Consider the following 19752-nt stretch of genomic DNA (forward strand, 5'->3'; position numbering starts at 1 on the left):
AAAATCAAATTTTTATTAAGCATGGTAATGTGGGACCTGCACCCGGATGAACTGATACAGTTTGAGATTTGAGATTTTAAATTTTAGATTAAAGAATTGAATAATAGGGAATGACTGATGACAACCCGGGTTGGGATCGCGGGTCTACAATTGCATTTGTTCTAACCTGGTGTGACTGTTTTGCCGCGAGTCCCCAGAGCGATCGCCACATTCAGGCAAGTAGTGGCATGATTAATATTACAATTTTTTACGGTAGCGGTGGAAACCTCAGCCCCGTTTTGAGCGATCGGCTACCGCACTTCACGATTGCTGTACAATTTTGTAACTTATATCTAGGGCATCTTTTAAACGACAAACGATCGGCAAACTCGGTAGGTGTCAGAATATTGATGTTATTGAAAAGTCTGAACAGTTGTCTGATGAAAAGCTCGCCCAAGATGTCACTAAGCCTAGTTTTGTTGATACCGCTGGTGGTGCAAATCTCCGTAGCAGTCGGCGTGACTGGATGGCTTTCGTTTCGCAACGGTCAGAAAGCCGTCAATGACCTTGCTACGAGGTTAAGCTTGGAAGTCGCAGCCAGAACCAAAGAAAATTTCCGCAGTTTTGGGGATGTGTCTCACCTGTTCCTGCAAATGAATACTGCTGCGATCGCCTCTGGAAACTTAGACCCGGAAGACCTCCCCAACTTAGAGCGCTATTTGTGGAACCAGACCAAGCTGAGCGATAGAAATACAACCATCTACTACGGCGACGAACAGGGCAGATTCGTCTTGCTCAAGCGAGAAGCAGAACACTTAGTATACATCAGAGATGAATCAACCGCTCCCAACCGCCAAATTTATCGCCTCGACAGCCAAGGAAATCGCACTGAGCTAATCAAAACCGTCCCCTATGACCCCCGTACTAGACCCTGGTATCAAGCTGCCAAACAGTCAGGCAAAGCCACTTGGTCTCCCATCTACCCCTTCGCAGCACCGCCAGTGCTGGGGATTACGCCGGTGATGCCTATTTACAATGAAACAGGAAACCTGCGGGGGGTATTGGCAATTGACCTGACTCTTTCTCAAATCAGCGATTTTCTTAAAAGCATCAAAATTAGCCCGTCAGGACAAGTTTTTGCGATCGAACGCAGCGGGGAAATAGTCGCCAGTTCCACAGACGAACTGCCCTTTGTCACCGACAAAGACGGACAAAAACGGCTGTTGGCGACACAGAGCAAAAATTTGCTAATTCGATCGGCCTCCACATATTTGCAACAACGATTTGGTAGTTTTGAACGCATTGACAGCAAAGGACAGTTTACCTTCGAGATAGACGGCAAACGTCAATTCATTACCGTTGCTCCCCTGCAAGACGGTCGTGGCCTCGATTGGCTGGTTGTAGTCGCAATCCCGGAAGCAGACTTTATGGAGCAAATTAACGCCAACACTCGCACAACTATCTTATTGTGCTTTTTTGCCTTCGTACTGGCGATCGCACTCGGAATATTTACCACTCGCTGGGTTGTCAAACCGATTACTCGATTGCTGGAAGCTTCCAAAGCTTTAACCAAAATGTCGGAGTCATCCGACTTCACCTCTGCAGAATTAAACGGCGAAGTCGAAGTTCAAGGCGTCAAAGAACTCGGCTTTCTAGCTCAGTCTTTCAACCAAATGGCCCGACAATTGCGATCGTCTTTTATTGCCCTAGAACGAACCAACTCTAGTTTAGAACAGCGAGTAGCAGAGCGGACTGCCGAACTCGAAGCTGCCGAAGCAGAATTGCGGGCTTTGTTCGCAGCTATGAACGAATTAATTATAGTTGTGGACGCCAGCGGCCGCTATTTAAAAATCGCGCCCACAAATCTTTCTCTGCTCTACAAACCAGCCGAAGAATTAGTTGGCAAAACATTCACAGAGGTGTTTCCGCAAGCTACAGCCGACAATTTTCTCAACCACATCCGAGCAGCTTTAGATACTCAGCAAACAGTCAGCATCGAGTACGATTTAACCATTGACGACCGCGAAGTTTGTTTTGCCGCCAGCATTTCACCGCTTTCAGAAGAATCCGTAATTTGCGTAATCCGCGACATTACCGAACAGAAGCGAGCCGAATCGGCGCGACGCCAAAGGCAAAAACAATTGCTCAAACAAAATACGGTTTTGGTAGAACTCGCAAGAAATAAAGCGCTGTATCGAGGTGATTTGCAAGTAGCTTTGAGGCAAATCACCGAAGCGGCGGCTCATACCCTAGATGCAGAACGAGCCGGAGCATGGTTGTACGATGAAAGCCGATCGAAACTGCAATGTCTCGACCAATTTTACCGCAGCAACCACCAGCATTCCCAAGGTAATGAACTCGCAGCAGCAGACTATCCAGCTTATTTTCAAGCTTTGGAAGAACACCGGACGATCGCAGCCGAGGACGCTCTCTCAGATATTAGAACTAGAGAATTTGCCGAATCTTACTTTTCACAAGTGGGTACTACTTCTACCTTAGACGCGCCGGTGCGGCTGGGAGGACAAACAGTTGGAGTCATCTGTATCGAACAAGTGGGAACTACTCGCAACTGGACATTAGAAGAACAAAATTTTGCTGCTTCCCTGGCAGATTTGGTATCATTGGCGATTGAAGCCAGCGAGCGCGATCGTACACAAAGTGCTTTGCGTCAAGCAGAACAAAAATATCGCAGCATCTTTGAAAATGCCGTCGAAGGCATTTTTCAAAGAACCCCCGAAGGCCACTTCTTGAGCGTAAATCCAGCTTTAGCGCGCATCTACGGCTACGCCACTCCCGAAGAATTGACATCCAATCTCACAAACATCAGGCAGCAAGCTTACGTCAATCCTCAGCAGGGCGACAAGTTTATGGGGGTGATGGAAGAATTCGGAGAAGTTTCGGGGTTTGAGTCACAAGTTTACCGCGTTGACGGCAAGGTAATTTGGATTTCCGAAAGCGCGCGTGCAGTGTGCGACGCCGACGGCAAGGTACTCTACTATGAAGGCAGCGTTGAGGATATCACCGATCGCAAAGTCTTTGAATCCGCCTTGCAACTGGCCCTAGAAGCAGCCGAAGCTGCTTCCACCGCAAAAAGTGCATTTTTAGCAAACATGAGCCACGAACTGCGAACACCTCTGAATGCCATCATCGGCTACAGCGAAATGCTCCAAGAAGAAACCGCAGAATTGGGTTACGATGAACTCACCCCAGATTTAGACAAAATTCGCACTTCCGGCAGACACTTGCTATCGCTAATTAACGACATTCTCGACATTTCTAAAATCGAAGCCGGCCGCATGGATCTTTACTTAGAAACCTTCGACATCGCCGCCTTGATTGAAGAAGTCGCCTCCACCGCCGCGCCGCTAATTGAGAAAAACGGCAACACTCTAAACCTGCATCAAATTACGCATATCGGCACTATGCACGGTGACATTACCAAAGTGCAGCAGATTTTATTAAATTTGCTGAGCAATGCCGCCAAATTCACTCAAAACGGTACAATTACCCTCACAGCCAGCCGAGAAAAAATTGCGGACGACAGCAGCGAAGCAAAACCAGAAAACACTTCTGAACCTGCGGCAAGTTCTCAATCTTCAATTGCTACTAAAGAATTTTTAGTTGTTAATTGTACAGATACAGGAATTGGGATGACTCCCGACCAGTTGCAGCACATTTTCCAACCCTTTACCCAAGCAGACGCTTCCACCACCCGCAAGTACGGCGGCACCGGTTTGGGATTAGCAATTAGCCAGCGTTTTTGCCTAATGATGGGTGGCAATATTTCCGTAAAAAGTCAGGAGGGTGTGGGTTCTACTTTCAGCATCCGCTTACCTGTTAATCCGCCAAATTAGGGATCGTAACTCTTACACAGGCTCGGCCTGGAAACTAGAAATTACTAACTCCCAATTATCTTTGAATGCTTCTGGGGTCGAGAGCATCCCGCAACCCATCCCCCAATAAATTAAACGCCAAAACAGTCAAAATAATCAGTATCGCCGGAGGCCAAACCAACCAAGGCTGCAACACTAAAATCGAAGCATTAGTAGACAGGGATAGTAAATTTCCCCAAGAAGGATCGGGCTGTTGAATTCCCAAGCCAATTAAACTCAAAACCGACTCCGCCACAATAAAACCCGGAACCGACAAAGTAGCAGAAATAATTACGTAAGTTGCAGTTTGCGGCAACACGTGGCGGACAATAATATAAATTGGGTTGGCGCCCATTGCCCGCGCCGCTTGCACGAATTCTAGCTGTTTAATTGACAGTACCTGACCGCGAATTACCCGCGCCAAACCCGCCCAATTGATAAATGAAGTAATGAGCACAATCAATATAAATCGCTGAGCGCTTGTTAATCCCGGGGGCAACACTGCTGCTAGCGCTACTAATAAATAAAGACCGGGAATCGTCATCAATACTTCGGCGAAGCGCATTAAAATACTATCAATCCAACTGCCGAAATAACCCGATATGCCTCCGATAAACAATCCCAAGGGAAAAGAAATGGCTATGCCCACTAAACCGATGCTGAGGCTAATTCTGCTGCCGTGTACTAAGCGACTGAATTGATCGCGCGCTTGTTCATCCGTTCCTAAAAGGTTAATTTGGCCTTCTCCTGTAGTGCCAAAAAGGTGTCTGTCAAAAGGCAAAAATCCTAAAAATTTATAGGGGGAACCTTTGACAAACAAACCGACAGCAGAGGGTTTTTGCAAGTCTACAATTACCTCGCGAGCGCCGGTATTCGCATCCACGGGGCCCTGAGTAGTAGGATAAACGTGGGGCCCGATAAATCGCCCGTCTTGGGTGCTTAAATAAATCTGAGTCGGCGGCAGCAATGAACCGTTTAATTGAGAGTCATATGGGTCGTAAGGTGCCACAAATTCGGCTAAAAGTGCGACTGTATAAAAAATTAACAGTAGCACGGCTCCTAACCGAGCTAGAGGATTTTTTCTAAGATTTTGCCACCATTTCATAAGTTTTTAGGGTTGAGATTTTAAGTTGGTTAGTAATCAAGACTAAAGTTTTTAATTTTCTTTGTAGAGACTTTAGTTTTTTCTTAATGGACTCAGAAGCAAAAAGTTAATTCCTGACTTATAAAAGTTTTCATAACTGAATTACTTACTACAAAAATTAGACTACTTTTGTTCATCTCCGACCAAGATTATTCTGCTTTCATCTTCTGCTATTTTCCCCAATTCCTCGCCGCTAAAAGGATTGTAGAAAAACGAGCCTGTTTGGGGTGGCAATTTGGGATTTAGTACAATTTCTACTATACTTTTTACAACCCCAGTGAGCGGAATTGCCAGGATAACTCCCAACAATCCTCCCACTCTACCTCCTAACAGCAAAGCTGTGAAAATAACTACCGGGCTCAATCCGGTGAGATTGCCCATGATTCGGGGAGCTACTAAATTATCCTTGATTTGCTGGAGACCGATCGCCACTACCAACACTTGCAGCGCCAGCCACCAATCAATAAACGCTACAATTATACTAACAGTGCCAATTCCCAAAGTGGCTCCAATAAACGGAATTATTTCCGTCAATCCTATAAACACGGCAAACAACAGAAAAAACGGAACTTGCAGCCACCAAAAAGCCAGAGTTAGCGAGATGGCCATAAATAGTCCCAGCAATAACTGTCCCGATACAAATCGCTGGAGGTTTCGCTCCAAAGTCTCTGTTAAAACATAGCGGATTTCTGGGGAAAAAATGCTGGTCAAACCCTGCCACACTCTTTGCCCGTCTAGCAGCATATAAAAGGAAATCACCACAATAAAAATTAAGTCCACAAACCAGTTAACAGTACCTACAACTAAGCCTAAACCCGTACCGGCGATCGCCTGGACTTGTCCCTGGACTCTAGCTGACAGTTGCTGCTCCAATATTTGCACGTCAAACGGTAAATTGCGCTCGGCACTCCAGGCTTGAAATTCACCTAGCTGCAGCCGCCCCGACTCCAGCAATTCCGGCAACCTCACCCCCAACTGGCTCGCTTGGCTGAACACCGGCGGCACAATAGTTACACCAATTACTACTACTATTACACCCGCAGTTAAATAAACCAGCCCGGCAGCGACTCCCCGGGGCAAAAATACTTGCAGTCTTTTTACTGCATAATTTAATAAAAATGCAACGAGTCCCGCGGTTACTAAAATGCTGACCAGTTCCCCAACATAACTGACAGCAGTCAGGGTAAACCATCCCGTCACTAGCAGTAGCAGCCAAGTAATTAGAAACTGTTGGAGGGGAGAAAAGAGACTATTCATTTTGATTTTTTTTAAATAAAGTGGCACAAATTTTTTAGCAGATGTGCCGTATTATACAATAAACACATTAGAGTATAAGTTAGGAAGAATCAGTTCAAGATTAGACAGATTTTTCTCCGCATAGATAGGTTGGTGAGGGCCAAACCACTTGGGGAGAGACAATGACAGCCCGATCGACCCCACGATCGCCGCGCTAATATTCAGTATGCCCCGCACGCAGATCAAATTAAATGTCGATCGCACAAACTTCGATCTATTCGCCATTGTAAGGTGAAACGACGCCACACTCACCCAAAAGGGGGACGCGGGATTGCTGAGGCTATCCGCTAAAATGAATCAAATATAAAAACCGCAATCTTTCTTTACAATAAAAAAACCAAAGGCTAATAGCGGCGAGAGGAACTACCGTGACCAATCAAGTTTTTTCAGAAGCGGAAGAAAAGCAACCCCTTCCCCCCGTGGAGAGCGTGCGCGACAGGAACTCAGCAGTGGATGTAGCTGAAAGTGAAGTCTCAGACAACTCTCGCTGGCAATTCTCCGGTGAGGATGATGAACGAGAAGTGGCGCTGGAAGTTCCAGAAATCGAGGAGGAACAAGTTTGGGAACCAGAAGCAACTGAAGTTGGACCTCGCAAAGAAATCAGGTGGCCTGCCTTGTTGGCGGGCGCAGGGATTGGTGTTGCTGCAACGTTGCTAGCAGTCAACTTGACTGGGGGAAATCAGAGTTCGCGTCCCGCAGCTCCAATTCCATCGGCAACTCCGCAGGCGACGGCTCAGGCTGTGACAGTGGCGCCTGTGGAATCTGCCCAGGTGGGTGAAACTGTGGAAGCGACGGGCACCGTGGCAGCCTATGACTTGCTGCCAGTGCTGCCACAGGCCAACGGTTTGCAAATCAAGCAGGTGTTGGTGAATGAAGGGGATGCCGTAGAAAAAGGTCAGACGATGGCGGTTTTGGACGATTCGGTATTACGATCGCAAATTGCCGAAGCGCTTGCGGGAGTACAATCGGCCAATTCTACGGTAGAACAAGCCCAAGCTCAGGTAGAGCAAGCCGAGTCAGCCCAACAAGAAGCCCAAGCCGGCGTTGCTCAAGCCCAAGCTGGCGTTGAAAAAGCCATCGCTGACGCAGCGCAAGCCAGAACAGGCGTCGGGCAGGCAAGGGCTGGTGTGGAACAAGCTAAAGCCGGTGTCACTCAAGCTAAAGCAGGCATTGCCTCCGCCCAGGCAAAATTAGATCAAGCTCAAAGAGAAGTAAACCGCACCCAAGATTTGGCGACTCAGGGAGTAATTAGTCAGCAAGATTTGGAAAGGCGAAAGACGGAACGGCAGACGGCTGTTCAAGACTTGAACAAAGCTAAAGCTGACTTGAATACAGCTTTGGAAGAACAGAATAAAGCAGCGGAAGAAGTGCAATCTTCTATTGCTAAAGTAGCTACTGCTGAAGCTAATATCAGTACGGCTAGAGCAGCCCTCGCCAGCGCTCGTGCTAAAGTGAATACGGCCGGAGCGAGTATCAGCAGTGCGAGAGCAAATGTCGGAAATAACGCAGCAAGTGTCCGCAGCAATGATGCACAAGTCAAACAGTTACAAACTCAACTCGAACAAACAATTGTTCGAGCGCCGGATAGTGGGACTGTGGCTGAAAGAATTGGTCGAGTTGGCGATGTTTCTTCGGGAAGTCAAAAACTATTTTCGATTATTCGCGGCAACAAGCTGGAACTGCAATTGAAAGTACCGGAAACTCAGGTTTCGCAAGTGCGGCCGGGAACAGCAGTGCAAATTTCTTCGGATTCTGACAAGCGGATTAAGTTGTCAGGAACTGTGCGAGAGATTTCGCCGGTAGTTGACCCGCAAAATCGGCAAGCTACGGTGAAGATTGATTTGCCGGCAAGCGAGTTTTTGCGATCGGGAATGTTTTTGCGCGCATCCATTTCGACGGCAACAGCTCAAGGTTTGAAAGTCCCCGCTAAAGCTATTTTGCCGCAACCTGACGGCAGTTCTATTGTTTATAAACTTGTCGGGCAGGACAAGGTGCAAGCTCAACCGGTGGAACTCGGGGAAATTTCCGGGGGTGCGGTGGACGATTTGACTGCTGCTAAGGTGGTGGTTAAAAAGGGTTTGAAGGCGGGCGATCGGGTGGTTGTTACTGGGACTGGTTTTCTTAAGGATGGCGCTGAGGTTAAGGTTGCTAAATAGTTATATCGCTTCCGGTTGCACTCCTTATCATTGTTGACTGTTGATTGTTGATTGTTGACTGTTGACTGTTGACTCGATTTTATTATTGTGATGCAAGCGGAAACGATATCAGATCAGGAGATAAGATTAGAAATAATATCAATTATTGTTGACTGTTGACTGTTGAAGGAGGGGTGGAAAAACTCAATGGTTGAGTGTTAACTGTTGACTCGATTTTATTATTGTGATGCAAGCGGAAACGATATCAGATCAGGAGATAAGATTAGAAATAATATTAATTCCGGCTGGGCGGGAATGATATCAAATCCGCGCTTCATCGTCCTGATAAAGTCGAATCAAGCTGCCAACAAATATAGCGCCCTATTTTCAGTTTTTTGACTCACAATCAACCCTCAACAGTCAACAATCAACAGTCAACAATCATGGGATATCTGTTCGTATCGGCAACCTCACGGTAAACGTTGCCCCTTGTCCCTCACCTGAACTTTGTGCACCAACAGTACCGCCGTGGAGTTCTACTAAATGACGGACGATCGAGAGTCCTAGCCCCAATCCAGCCTCTCTGCGAGAGAAACTACTATCCGCCTGACGGAAGCGCTCGAACACATAGGGCAGAAAATCAGGGTGAATGCCCTTACCAGTATCGCTAACTTGGATTTGAGCCATGCCATCAATGTAGTCTAATGCGACTTCAATTCTTCCTCCGGCTGGGGTGAATTTAATCGCGTTTGAAAGTATATTCCACACTACCTGTTGTAAACGGCTTGGATCGCCCAATACGTTTAGTTTTATAGGAGTTAGCCTGGATTCCATTTGAAGATTTTTCGCTTCTGCTGCCAAACGAACCACCTCCATCGCATTTTTAATCAGTGGATTCAGCTCAATTTCACAAGCGTTGAGGTGAAACTGGCCTGCGGTAATCCGCGAAACGTCTAATATGTCATCGATGAGCTGGTTTTGTGCTTTGGCGGCGCGCTCGATCGTTTTTAGCGCCTCCTCGGTTTTAGCCTCGTCAAATTTTTTTAGGCGCAGCAACTGTGCCCAGCCAATCATCGCATTGAGCGGCGTCCGCAGTTCGTGAGAAAGGACGGACAAAAACTCATCTTTGATGCGGTTGGCATCCTCAGCAGCCGCACGAGCCGATTGTTCTCGAATCCGGAGGCTGCGTTCTGTCTCGAACTGTTTTTGCTCCGTGATATCCTCGATCGCCAATAGAATCATCTGTGTATCGCCAATTGGAGGCATTTTGCGGGCATTGAGCAGCATTATTTTATGCCCGATCTGCTCAAAGTCATGCTCGACCTCAAAATCTTGAAACTGGGGATTTCCTGCCAGAATTTCTGTTAGGAGCGATCGTAACTTGGGAATATTCCACTGTCCATTACCTAGATCGAACAATGAGCGCTGCTCAGTTTGGTTCGGCAGCACCTGAAACGTCTCGTAGAAAGAACGGTTGGCGGTGATCGCCCGCAGGTCGAGATCTAACACTAGCAACGGTTCCCGCACGGTTTCCACGATCGTTTCGGCGTAGTTTTTCGCTTCCATCAACTGCTGGGCGCTGACTTTGAGATCGTTGATATCCACCAACATCACCACAGCCCCATCAATCTTGTGGTCGATCGTCCGATACGGTCGAATATGCAGATCGTACCAACGACCCTCTCGATCTTGAACCTCCTGAACTTTTAAATTGAGGGTGCGGATCACGTCTACAATCATTGGCTCTAACTCCGGCACTATCAACTTGTGAGTGATGTCGCTCAGACAGCGCCCGACATCGCTAGAAATCAAGTTGAAGATGCTTTCGATTGCGGGAGTAAACCGGCGGATTCGCAGGTCGCCTCCCACCATCAGAATCGGAATATTGATGGTGCTGAGCAGATTCTGTAAATCGTTACTCACCTGAGTTGATTCAATATTGCGCCGCTGCAATTCGTCATTAATCGTGTTCAGTTCTTCATTGGTTGCTTGAATCTCTTCTTTTGCGGTTTCGAGTTCCTCATTTGTACTTTGCAACTCTTCGTTGTTCGACAAAATCTCCTCGTTGGCGGCTCTCAAATCTTGGTTAGCGGCTTGATGTTCTTGGACGATCGATTGCAGGTGGTCTTTGGTGTTTTTGAGTTCTTCTTGCAGCCTCGCAATCTCCAAACTTTCACCCTCTAAAGCATCGGAGTTAACTTTACCATTGTTTACAGCAGCAGGCATTGCAGGGATCGGCGGCTCGTCTTGAAACAAAACTAAGAAATAGTTTTTTGTGGCAGCGCCTGTTGGGAATGGAATCACATTAATTTTGACCTGGCGGATGCGCTCCCTTTCTCTAATTTGCAAGCCTTCGCGCGCGATCGGCAACTGCTGCTTGGAGGCCTGTTCAATTGCAGTGCGGAGTTCGACGCGCAATCCTTCTTTTGCCATTCTCAGCAAATTCAAGCTAGCCCTACCGGGAGACGGTTCTAGGTAGGCATTCGTCTGTCCTCGAAATTGCAGAATCTCCCTGGCGGTGTTAATCACGACGCCGACAGGCGCATAGTGATTCAAAACAATGCGATCGGCCTGTTTCTCAATTTCCATTTCATTTAAGCTTTCCGTCAGCAGCGGTGGAAAGTTGACGGCTGTCGCAGGATAGTTGCTAGCAGTTAAATCCATGCCCAGCCAATGCGACAGCAGTTTTTTAGTATAAATTTTGTTCTTTTTGTCTAATAGCGCAAACAATTCTGAAAAGTCACCAACCGTTTCCGAAGTGCCTAACAGCAAAAAGCCCGCGGGCCGAAGCCCATAGTGGAAAATTGGCAGCAGCTTTTTCTGCAAAGGCGGGCCGAGATAGATCAGCACGTTCCGACAGGTGATCAAATCCATCCGGGAAAACGGCGGATCGCCGATCAGGTTGTGTTTAGCAAAGACGCAGAGTTCTCGCACCGGCTGAGCGATTTGGTATCCGCCCTCGACTTGCACAAAGAACCGATGCAGCCGTTGGGGTGAAATATCCGCGACTTGGACTGGCGTATAAAATCCGCGGCGGGCCTGGGCGATCGCATTTTCGCTGATGTCTGTCGCATAAATCTGAATCGGCAGGTCGGTACCTCGATCTGCTAAAAACTCTAACAAGCAGATGGCGAGCGAGTAAGCTTCTTCACCGGTTGAACAGCCGGTCACCCAAATTCGGATCGGTGTTTTCGGTGATTTATCTTTGACGATTTCGGGAAAAACTTTGCTGTTTAAGGCCTCAAAGCTTTCGGGGTCACGGAAAAAGCTGGTGACATGAATGAAGATATCGTGATAAAGCGCCGTTACTTCTGTCGGGTTGTTTTGGAGATATTGGGCATAATCCTCGATCCGTTCCAGCTTGTACAGCAACATCCGCCGCTGCATCCGCCGCTTCAAGGTGGTTTGTTTGTAGTGAGTAAAATCAACTCCTGTAACGGCGCGCAGCAAAGAGTATATTGTGGCGATCGCATCTTTAGTTTCGATCGCATTTTCGCTGGTGGTTGATTCTGGAGCAGACCCCTCGGCAATGTAGGGATGATGGCCGAGTTCTGCTATTTTCTGGGCAATTTTTTCCGGTGTCAAGATAAAGTCTACCTGACCCGTAGCCACCGCAGTGTTCGGCATACTGCTGACTTGTGCCGATTCTTCGCATTGGGCAAAAGTAATACCACCGGCAGCCTTAATGGCTTTTAATCCTTGGGCACCATCGCCGTCGCCCCCGGACAAAACGACTCCGATGGCTTGGTTCCCGCGTTCTGCGGCGAGGGAAAGCAGAAAAATATCGACGGACATAAACATCCCGCGTACTCTGCCGCGAGGCCTTAGCTTCAGCACCCCTCCATCGATGGTCATGCTGAAATTCGGCGGGATGACGTAGACCTGATTTGGTTCTATGGCCATCCCCTCTGTTACCTCATGCACGGGCATCTGGGTCGATCGAGCCAGAATCTCATTCAACACACTTTCCTGAGTCGGCAACATATGCTGAATTATTACAAACGCCATGCCGGTATCGATCGGCAAATGGCTCAGTAATTGGGTAAAAGCTTCCAATCCACCCGCAGAGGCTCCTATTCCGACGACTGGAAATAACTCGTTTTGATTGTTCTGTTGCTTTCCTTCAGCTTTCATACCAGCTTGAGGTTGAGATTTCTTGGAATTCTTTTTTTCAGTCATTTTTTATAACCTGTTTTTTTGCTATTAGAAAATATATTATTATGAGAAATTTTTATTTTTATTATATCTAGAATCTATATAATAAAAATAAAGGATTAGCCATCTACCAGAGGATATATTGAGGCGCAGTCTGCGCGTGCGATTTTCAAATTATTATTATTATTATTATTATTATTATTGAGAACTATACTGCCTCGATAAGCTGGAACCATTGTGATAGTTGAAGTCTGTCATTAATTTTACTAATTGTAGTCTGAAAATTTGATAAAAAGTAAATTTTCCACATTCTGCGATCGTAGCAATTCTATGAAGGTTTTCCCGAGAGTCCAGTTCCCCTAAATCCGCCAACTCATCAAAAAACTTCCAACCCAACTCTTGTCCGCCCTTCTCAAGCAGTGGGGCTAGGGAGAAGCGGCGGGAAAACTGTACAATTAAGTAGATAAACTTAAGAAAACAGAACACCCTACAGAACGGCAATTAATTTCGTTTTTAGGCAGGTTGTGGCATCCCAAATTCGCTAGTGCCCCGTCGAGGTAAACTATCTCTGGATGATTTTATAAGTGTCTCATCACGACTTCTTGAGGCATTTTTACCTTTTTAGTGATTTCCAGGGTATCGTCGATCGGTCGTTGCCAATATTGCTCAAATTCACCAAATACCTCATGAACTTCTTCTGGTTTTGAAGTTTGAAGCTGTTAATTGACCGAGAGAATCTAATAAGTGAATTTTTTTAATCTTCCCAAAGTCCGGCAATCCTAGCTAAAGTCGTAAAGAAAAGTAACAAAAATATATTTTAATTGGCTTCGGGAAATTAGGGAACTCCCAGCAGCACGGCAAAGTTCTGATTCTCAAGACAGGCTGCGGGGGGTAACGGCTGTGAGAAAGGGCTATTCTGCGGTGGCGCTACCGATGTTGCTGAGGAAAGTGAACGATCGCGAGTTTATGGTGCGATCGTTTGTGGCGATGGGATGGCGGCACAGTCAAACAGCGGACTCAATGGCTGCGCTGTTAAAAATGATGCAGTGCGATCGCGCGATCGGAATGTGCGCGCAGAAGCCGCTAACTCTTTGTCAACGTTCGCAACAGAGGCGATTGCTGATTTAGTGGCAGCTTTTGCCCGCGATGACAATTGGCTCGTCTGCCGCAGTATCATGGCTCCGTTGTGCGATCGGCGATCGGCCAAAATTGATTGTCCCCATGCTATACTCAAAATCAGAAAATAGTTGTACAATGTTTTTCTAGTCATTTTTTACCGCTGCGCCTCCAAAGTCAAAGAAGGTGAAAACAGGTAAAAAACACTAAGCGCGGGCGTAATTCAGTGGTAGAATGTCAGCTTCCCATGCTGAACGTCGTGGGTTCGAGTCCCACCGTCCGCTTTGACTGAATTTTCATAGAAGTATGAAAATTAATTAGTGCTATAAATTCAATCTATGGCTTCTTTCTTAACCGCTGCTTTATATAAGTTCGTTGAACTACCGGATTTTGCTGAGCTGAAAGCACCGCTACTCGATTGTTGCAACAACAACAAGGTCAAAGGCACTATCTTGCTGGCCCAAGAAGGCATCAATGGCACGATTGCCGGTTCGTCCGAGGGCGTACACGCAGTGCTGGCATTCTTGCGTAGTGACCCGCGTTTTGCGGATCTCGTGCACAAGGAATCTTTCTCGGAAAAAGCACCTTTTTACCGCCTGAAAATACGCTTGAAGCGCGAAATCGTCACGATGGGAGTACCGGACATTAATCCCCGCCTCATGGCTGGCAAATATGTTAAGCCGGAGGAGTGGAATAAGCTGCTTGACGATCCCGATGTTGTCGTGGTTGATGTGCGTAATGACTTCGAGGTATCTATGGGTACTTTTGAAGGTGCTATTAATCCAAAAACAAAAAGCTTTTCTGAGTTACCTGAATGGGCGCTGCGGGAAACTGCTTTACGCACTAAACCCAAGGTGGCAATGTTTTGCACGGGTGGTATTCGCTGCGAAAAATCTACTGCTTTTTTGCGAACTCAAGGTTTTGATGAAGTCTATCATCTCGAAGGCGGAATTTTAAAATATTTGGAAACAGTGCCGGAAGCAGAAAGTCGTTGGGAAGGCGAATGTTTTGTCTTTGATGAACGGGTTTCTGTTGGTCAGGACTTAAAGCCGGGAAACTATGAACTTTGTCGCGGTTGTCGTCACCCGATTAGTCAGGAAGATAAGGCTTCTGAATTATTTGTACTGGGTGTGAGTTGTCCTCATTGTCATGACTCCAAAACTGAAACCAAAAAACAAGCCTTATCTGAACGTCAACGTCAGATTGAGCTTGCTAAGCGTCGCAACCAAGTACATATAGGCGCGCGTTACGATGCGAAGGAAAAAGTAGATCCGGCGATCGACTAATATTATTATTCACTAAGCTTAAAGAAACCCCGTTTCTACGAAAAATCTTGTTTAGCGACGAGAAATCTACGAAGGAACGGGGTTTCTGACCCGAAAAACCCGATCGCGCGATCGACTAAACATATAATATGTCAGCAACATACCCGATTTTGTATTCCTTCCGCCGCTGTCCCTATGCTATGCGCGCGCGCTTGGCCTTGATGGTTAGCAATCGGGTGTGTGAGTTACGGGAAGTTGTTTTGCGAGACAAACCACAAGAGATGTTGGAAGTATCTGCCAAAGGTACAGTACCAATATTGATTGATGTTGATGGGCGGATACTCGATCAAAGTATCGATATCATGTTGTGGGCATTGAGACAACACGATCCTGAAAAATGGTTGATGCCACAGCTAGGTTCTGTTACAGAAATGCTGGAACTAATTGCTCTATTTGATGATAAATTTAAATATCATCTTGACCGTTATAAGTACCCCGATCGTTATCCCGGTGTTGATGCCCAAGTACATCGTTATGAAGGTTCTTTATTCCTGGACAAACTCAATGCACAGTTAAGCGCCACTAAATATTTATTTGGTAACAATGTAGCATTGGCTGATATGGCGATCGCACCTTTTGTCCGTCAATTCGCTCATACGGATCAAGCTTGGTTTAACGAACAGCCTTGGCCACAACTACAAGCTTGGTTAGCAGGGTTTACAGACTCGGAAATTTATAGCAGTGTTATGCAGAAATATCCGAAATGGGAATCCGGTAATCCAGGGGTTATTTTTCCTTCCTCGTAATTACTTATTCTTATTCGCTGCCCGCATATTTATTAATTCTCAAAATGTTATTTGCCATGCTAAACTTATTGTTTTGAGAATACCAGATTGACCGAAAGCATCCAGGGTACAAGCCCCCGGATTCATCGGTGAATAAATAAAAAACCTGTATCCGATAAATAAGGCCCCGAATTTATCCGTGGGCTGAATCCTTCAATTCTTTAATTTAAAATCTAAAATCTAAAATCTAAAATCGATTGACTGTCATTTGACTAGAAAAGTGATGCAGGCAAAAATCGCATTTTGCTAAAATTTTTAACTGGAAAGGATTTATTGTAATCTAGTAAGTATTGTCAGGCTGAAATTATGATTGATGTTGGTTCGTTAGTTCGATCGCCCAGAAACGATTTGGGAGTCGGAAAAGTTGTCGAGGTATCGCGTACCGAGGCGGTAGTTGAATATTTTTGCTCAGTTAAAAACCGCATCCGCAAAACTGTACCCTTGGGCTTGCTGCAAGAAGCCAGACTTCAGCGCCAAACCCGCTGCTACCTCTGGAGTACAACTCAGGAAAGATGGATAATTGGGCGAGTTTATGACTGGGATGAAGATAAATTAGAGTACGAAATTGACCTCCCCGACAGCCAAAGTTTGCAAGCTGTTGAAACCGAACTGTACGTTCGCTGCAATATCCCGATCGCCGATCCGATCGACATTTTAGCAGTCAAAGGCCAAGAAACGCCGTATTTTCACGATCGCCGATTGGCATTCGTTCAATCTACGATCGAACAGCGGGCCGTCAGCCGCGGCATGACGGGTTTAATTTCTGCTAACATAGACCTCTATCCGCACCAAGTAGAAGTCGTCCGGCGCGTCCTAGAAGACCCAATCGTGCGCTATTTATTAGCAGACGAACCAGGACTGGGAAAAACAGTAGAAGCCGGCACAATTCTCCGCCAATTTCTGCTAGATGAACCCAACGGACGCGCTGTGGTACTGGTTCCGAAATACTTGCTCGAACAGTGGCGGCAGGAGTTGGAAAATAAATTCTATTTGTCTCATTTTGCTGACAGAGTGCAGCTTGTGGCTGTTAGCGACATCAATCAAATTAGCCGCAACGCCAACCTCGATTTTCTGATTGTTGATGAAGCGCATGATGTGGCTGCAATGGCACATTCGAGCGATCGCGCTCAGCAGCAGTCGTTTGAACTCTGTCAGAAACTAGCTCAAAAAAGCAAAAATGTATTGTTATTATCTGCAACGCCAGTTCTCGGCCGCGAGCAAGATTTTCTAACGATGCTGCACTTGCTAGATCCCACAACTTACCGTCTTGATGACCTGGAAAGCTTCAAAGAACAGGTGCAAAACCGTCAAGAAATCGGTCGCGCTTTGCTAGATTTCCGAGAAAACGCCAAGCCGGCTGTTTTGCAAACAAAACTCGCTCAACTTCGCACTATTTTTGCCAAAGATGATTATTTAATCGGATTAGCAACAGAGTTAGAAAGTTGTTTGAAAACGAAAGAAACCGCAGAACAGGCTCGGCTTGTCCGAACTATTCGCACTCACGTTAGCGATACTTACCGCCTGCACCGCCGCATCCTTCGCAATCGCCGCGATGCAGTTGAAGATGTGATTTTCGATCGAGATGCGGTCCCCAAAACTGAGTACGATCTGAATGATGAACAGTGGTCTGAAATTCAAACTGTACTCGATAAATGGCGCACAGTAGCTCCCAAGTCGAGCGAATACCAGAGAATTTTTCTGCTGTTTTTCCGCGCTTCCGGTACTTGGCTGAATGTTTTAGAACGGGTTGTCAAAGCTCGTTTGCAGAAAAAATCGACTCCAGAACTCGATCGCGAATTTCGACAAAATGACACGGCAGTTTTGACCAAAACTGCGCTGTTTCCAGAAGAAAGGGAAATACTGGAAACCTTGCTCAACACCCTGGAAAAGCCCCAGGAAGGACTCGATCGACTGAGTTTGTTACGAATCGCGATTCTCCGATTTCTCGCAGTTGCTTTGAAGGTTCCGCGCGAGTATCACAGCAAACCTCGCGATTTGCTGTCGAGAATTCAACAGCAAATTAAACGGCCGATTCCGGGCGAGCGTTTCCCGAAAATTGTGATTTTTACCAGTTTTACGGCAACTTGTAAAGAGATTGCGGAAAATTTAGCGAAAATCTTTGGTAAAAATGCGATCGCCAGCCATGAGACGAGCAAATCGGCTGATGATGTTGAAGCTAGTCTCAAGCGGTTTAAGACTGAACCGCATTGTTTTATCTTAGTGTGCGATCGATCGGCGGAAGTAGGGGTAAATCTACAAGTGACAGATTGGTTAGTTCACTTCGATTTACCGTGGTTTCCCCATCAGTTAGAACAAAGACTGGGCAGAGTCGATCGCATTGGCAGCAAAATGGGAGTCCAATTTTGTTTGTTTGCAGGCCCGGATTTGCCGGAGAGTCCCCACGAAGCTTGGTTTCAAGTTTTAAAAGATGGGTTTGATATCTTCAACAAATCTATTGCCAGCCTTCAGTTTTATGCTGAGGAAAAACTTCTCAAACTTGAAGAAAAGTTGTTTGCTGAGGGAGGCAAGGGCTTATCCAGCGAAATTGCAGCGATTAAAACTGAAATCGAACAAGAGAAGATCAAAATAGACGAACAGTACGTTCTCGATGAAATTGATACTCTTGATGACAGCGCATCTCAGTATTTTGAAGCTCTCGACAACTGCGATGCTAAGCATAAAGAAATGCAGCGGGCAACAGAAGGTTGGTTGTGTCAAGCTCTTCACTTCAAACAAATCGAACATCCGAGTATATCGGGGTTGCTGCGCTATCAACCTACTCAAAAAACGTTGATTCCGTCCAACGATTTGAGAACCAGATTGATTCCTTATTGCCAGCAATATGGCAGTTACAATCGCCGCATTGCTTATCAGAATGCGGATGTCGCTCTTTACCGAATTGGTGAGGGATTGATCGATGCACTTGGCTCTTATATTCGCTGGGACGATCGCGGTCAAGCTTTTGCCATGTGGCGGCATGATGAAAGTTGGGATGCTGCGCCTGGGAAGGAGTGGTTCGGCTTTCAGTTTAATTATTCAATCCAGACTGATGTGCAGCCTGCCGAGCAAGTTTTGCAAGCACAAAACATCGAAAATTACAACTTGAAAGCTTTGCAGCGCCGCGCTGATGCTCTGTTCCTGCCAACTTTTGAAACTGTGTTTGTAGATGCTCGCAGCGAAGAAATGTCACTGGTGGAAGATGCGGAAATTCTGGCGATTCTGCAGCGGGCTTATAAGGGGAAAGGCGGGCCGAATCGGGATTACAATTTGTCGAAAAATCGCACGTCGCTGATTGACAGTTTTGTCGATCCGCTAGAATGGGATGATTTTTGTCAAAAGGGACGGGTGGTATCGGAGGAATTGCTGCGCGGGCGATCGGCTTTTGTGGAAATGTGCGATCGATCTGCTGTCACTGCTGCTATCCAACTCGAAAACCGGGTGAATCAATTGCAGTTGCGATTGAATCGACTTTCTAAATCCGAACAACTTTTAGAATCGGTTTTAGCTGATGAAATCAATACCGAAAGTTTGTTGAGTCAAGCGGTTTTAGCTGGTATTCGCCGCCCAAACCTGACTCTCGAATCTGTGGGATTTATTGTGATTTCTGGGCGTCCTCCTGTAAAGTCGGAGGATGAAGGATAATTTGTTTGGGAGGGCGATCGCTCTTTTTGGGGTCGATCCCCTTCCAGATAGCTTCGCTTCACGCTCTTTTTGACCCGATTCGGAAGCACAGGCGAGACGCCCGTGCCACGATGGACGCAGATGGATGGATGGATGGGGGATCAGTCTTATCTAAACTGCGGAAGTGACAGCAATTTTTAGATTATGGGACTGCAAAAATGGTAAGATAAAAGCAGTAGTAATGAGTAGCATTAATTTAGTTAAAAGCCACGGTTCGGCCTGACATCAAAGTGCGTCGAGCGCATGGAAATTGAACCGCACAGC

General features: G+C 46.4%; 10 protein-coding genes and 1 tRNA gene. 6 read left to right on the forward strand and 5 right to left on the reverse strand.

Annotated elements, in window-relative coordinates; genetic code table 11:
* The first annotated feature begins 419 nt into the window (after positions 1-419).
* Positions 420-3833, forward strand: a complete 3414-nt coding sequence (locus QUB25_RS00705; protein WP_333181804.1) for a PAS domain S-box protein — start codon at positions 420-422, stop codon at positions 3831-3833.
* A 55-nt stretch (positions 3834-3888) separates the two neighbouring features.
* On the opposite strand, the gene QUB25_RS00710 is transcribed toward QUB25_RS00705, so the two are convergent.
* The 3 genes from QUB25_RS00710 to QUB25_RS00720 all read right to left on the reverse strand — a co-directional run bounded on the left by QUB25_RS00710 (position 3889) and on the right by QUB25_RS00720 (position 6516).
* The gene (locus QUB25_RS00710; RefSeq protein WP_333036558.1) at positions 3889-4956 is read right to left on the reverse strand and encodes an ABC transporter permease; all 1068 of its coding nucleotides are present in this window, start codon (positions 4954-4956) and stop codon (positions 3889-3891) included.
* Positions 4957-5118: 162 nt separating this feature from the next.
* The gene (locus QUB25_RS00715) at positions 5119-6252 is read right to left on the reverse strand and encodes an AI-2E family transporter (RefSeq protein ID WP_333181543.1); all 1134 of its coding nucleotides are present in this window, start codon (positions 6250-6252) and stop codon (positions 5119-5121) included.
* Between the two features lie 51 nt (positions 6253-6303).
* Entirely contained in the window at positions 6304-6516 is a 213-nt protein-coding gene (locus QUB25_RS00720) for a hypothetical protein (protein ID WP_333181545.1), read from the reverse strand.
* Positions 6517-6659: 143 nt separating this feature from the next.
* Between QUB25_RS00720 and QUB25_RS00725 the strand changes: the two genes are divergently transcribed.
* The gene (locus tag QUB25_RS00725; RefSeq protein WP_333181547.1) at positions 6660-8447 is read left to right on the forward strand and encodes an efflux RND transporter periplasmic adaptor subunit; all 1788 of its coding nucleotides are present in this window, start codon (positions 6660-6662) and stop codon (positions 8445-8447) included.
* A gap of 420 nt (positions 8448-8867) precedes the next feature.
* On the opposite strand, the gene QUB25_RS00730 is transcribed toward QUB25_RS00725, so the two are convergent.
* Together QUB25_RS00730 and QUB25_RS00735 are read right to left on the reverse strand one after the other, a co-directional pair.
* Positions 8868-12605 (reverse strand): chemotaxis protein CheB, encoded by a 3738-nt coding sequence (locus QUB25_RS00730; protein ID WP_333181549.1) that lies wholly within the window; start codon positions 12603-12605, stop codon positions 8868-8870.
* A 940-nt stretch (positions 12606-13545) separates the two neighbouring features.
* A complete protein-coding gene (locus QUB25_RS00735) occupies positions 13546-13851 on the reverse strand; it encodes a hypothetical protein (protein ID WP_333181551.1) in 306 nt (101 codons plus the stop codon).
* A gap of 58 nt (positions 13852-13909) precedes the next feature.
* Here QUB25_RS00735 and QUB25_RS00740 point away from each other — a divergent pair.
* The 4 genes from QUB25_RS00740 (at position 13910) to dpdE (ending at position 19449) form a co-directional block, all read left to right on the forward strand.
* Positions 13910-13981, forward strand: a tRNA-Gly gene (locus QUB25_RS00740).
* Positions 13982-14035: 54 nt separating this feature from the next.
* On the forward strand, positions 14036-14983 hold the full coding sequence (gene trhO / locus QUB25_RS00745; RefSeq protein ID WP_333181553.1) for an oxygen-dependent tRNA uridine(34) hydroxylase TrhO: 948 nt from the start codon (positions 14036-14038) through the stop codon (positions 14981-14983).
* 128 nt (positions 14984-15111) lie between these two features.
* On the forward strand, positions 15112-15768 hold the full coding sequence (locus tag QUB25_RS00750; RefSeq protein WP_333181555.1) for a glutathione S-transferase: 657 nt from the start codon (positions 15112-15114) through the stop codon (positions 15766-15768).
* A gap of 345 nt (positions 15769-16113) precedes the next feature.
* On the forward strand, positions 16114-19449 hold the full coding sequence (dpdE, locus tag QUB25_RS00755; RefSeq protein WP_333181557.1) for a protein DpdE: 3336 nt from the start codon (positions 16114-16116) through the stop codon (positions 19447-19449).
* Positions 19450-19752 lie beyond the last annotated feature (303 nt).

The organism is Microcoleus sp. B3-D7, assembly GCF_036705305.1.
Classification (GTDB): Bacteria; Cyanobacteriota; Cyanobacteriia; order Cyanobacteriales; family Microcoleaceae; genus Microcoleus.

Bases quoted from the DNA above. Each gene is read 5' to 3' on its own strand.
- QUB25_RS00720 (WP_333181545.1), bottom strand. From the start codon at position 6,516: ATGGCGAATAGATCGAAGTTTGTGCGATCGACATTTAATTTGATCTGC.
- trhO (WP_333181553.1), top strand. From the start codon at position 14,036: ATGGCTTCTTTCTTAACCGCTGCTTTATATAAGTTCGTTGAACTACCG.
- QUB25_RS00735 (WP_333181551.1), bottom strand. From the start codon at position 13,851: ATGACTAGAAAAACATTGTACAACTATTTTCTGATTTTGAGTATAGCA.
- QUB25_RS00750 (WP_333181555.1), top strand. From the start codon at position 15,112: ATGTCAGCAACATACCCGATTTTGTATTCCTTCCGCCGCTGTCCCTAT.
- QUB25_RS00710 (WP_333036558.1), bottom strand. From the start codon at position 4,956: ATGAAATGGTGGCAAAATCTTAGAAAAAATCCTCTAGCTCGGTTAGGA.
- QUB25_RS00715 (WP_333181543.1), bottom strand. From the start codon at position 6,252: ATGAATAGTCTCTTTTCTCCCCTCCAACAGTTTCTAATTACTTGGCTG.
- QUB25_RS00705 (WP_333181804.1), top strand. From the start codon at position 420: ATGAAAAGCTCGCCCAAGATGTCACTAAGCCTAGTTTTGTTGATACCG.
- QUB25_RS00730 (WP_333181549.1), bottom strand. From the start codon at position 12,605: ATGACTGAAAAAAAGAATTCCAAGAAATCTCAACCTCAAGCTGGTATG.
- dpdE (WP_333181557.1), top strand. From the start codon at position 16,114: ATGATTGATGTTGGTTCGTTAGTTCGATCGCCCAGAAACGATTTGGGA.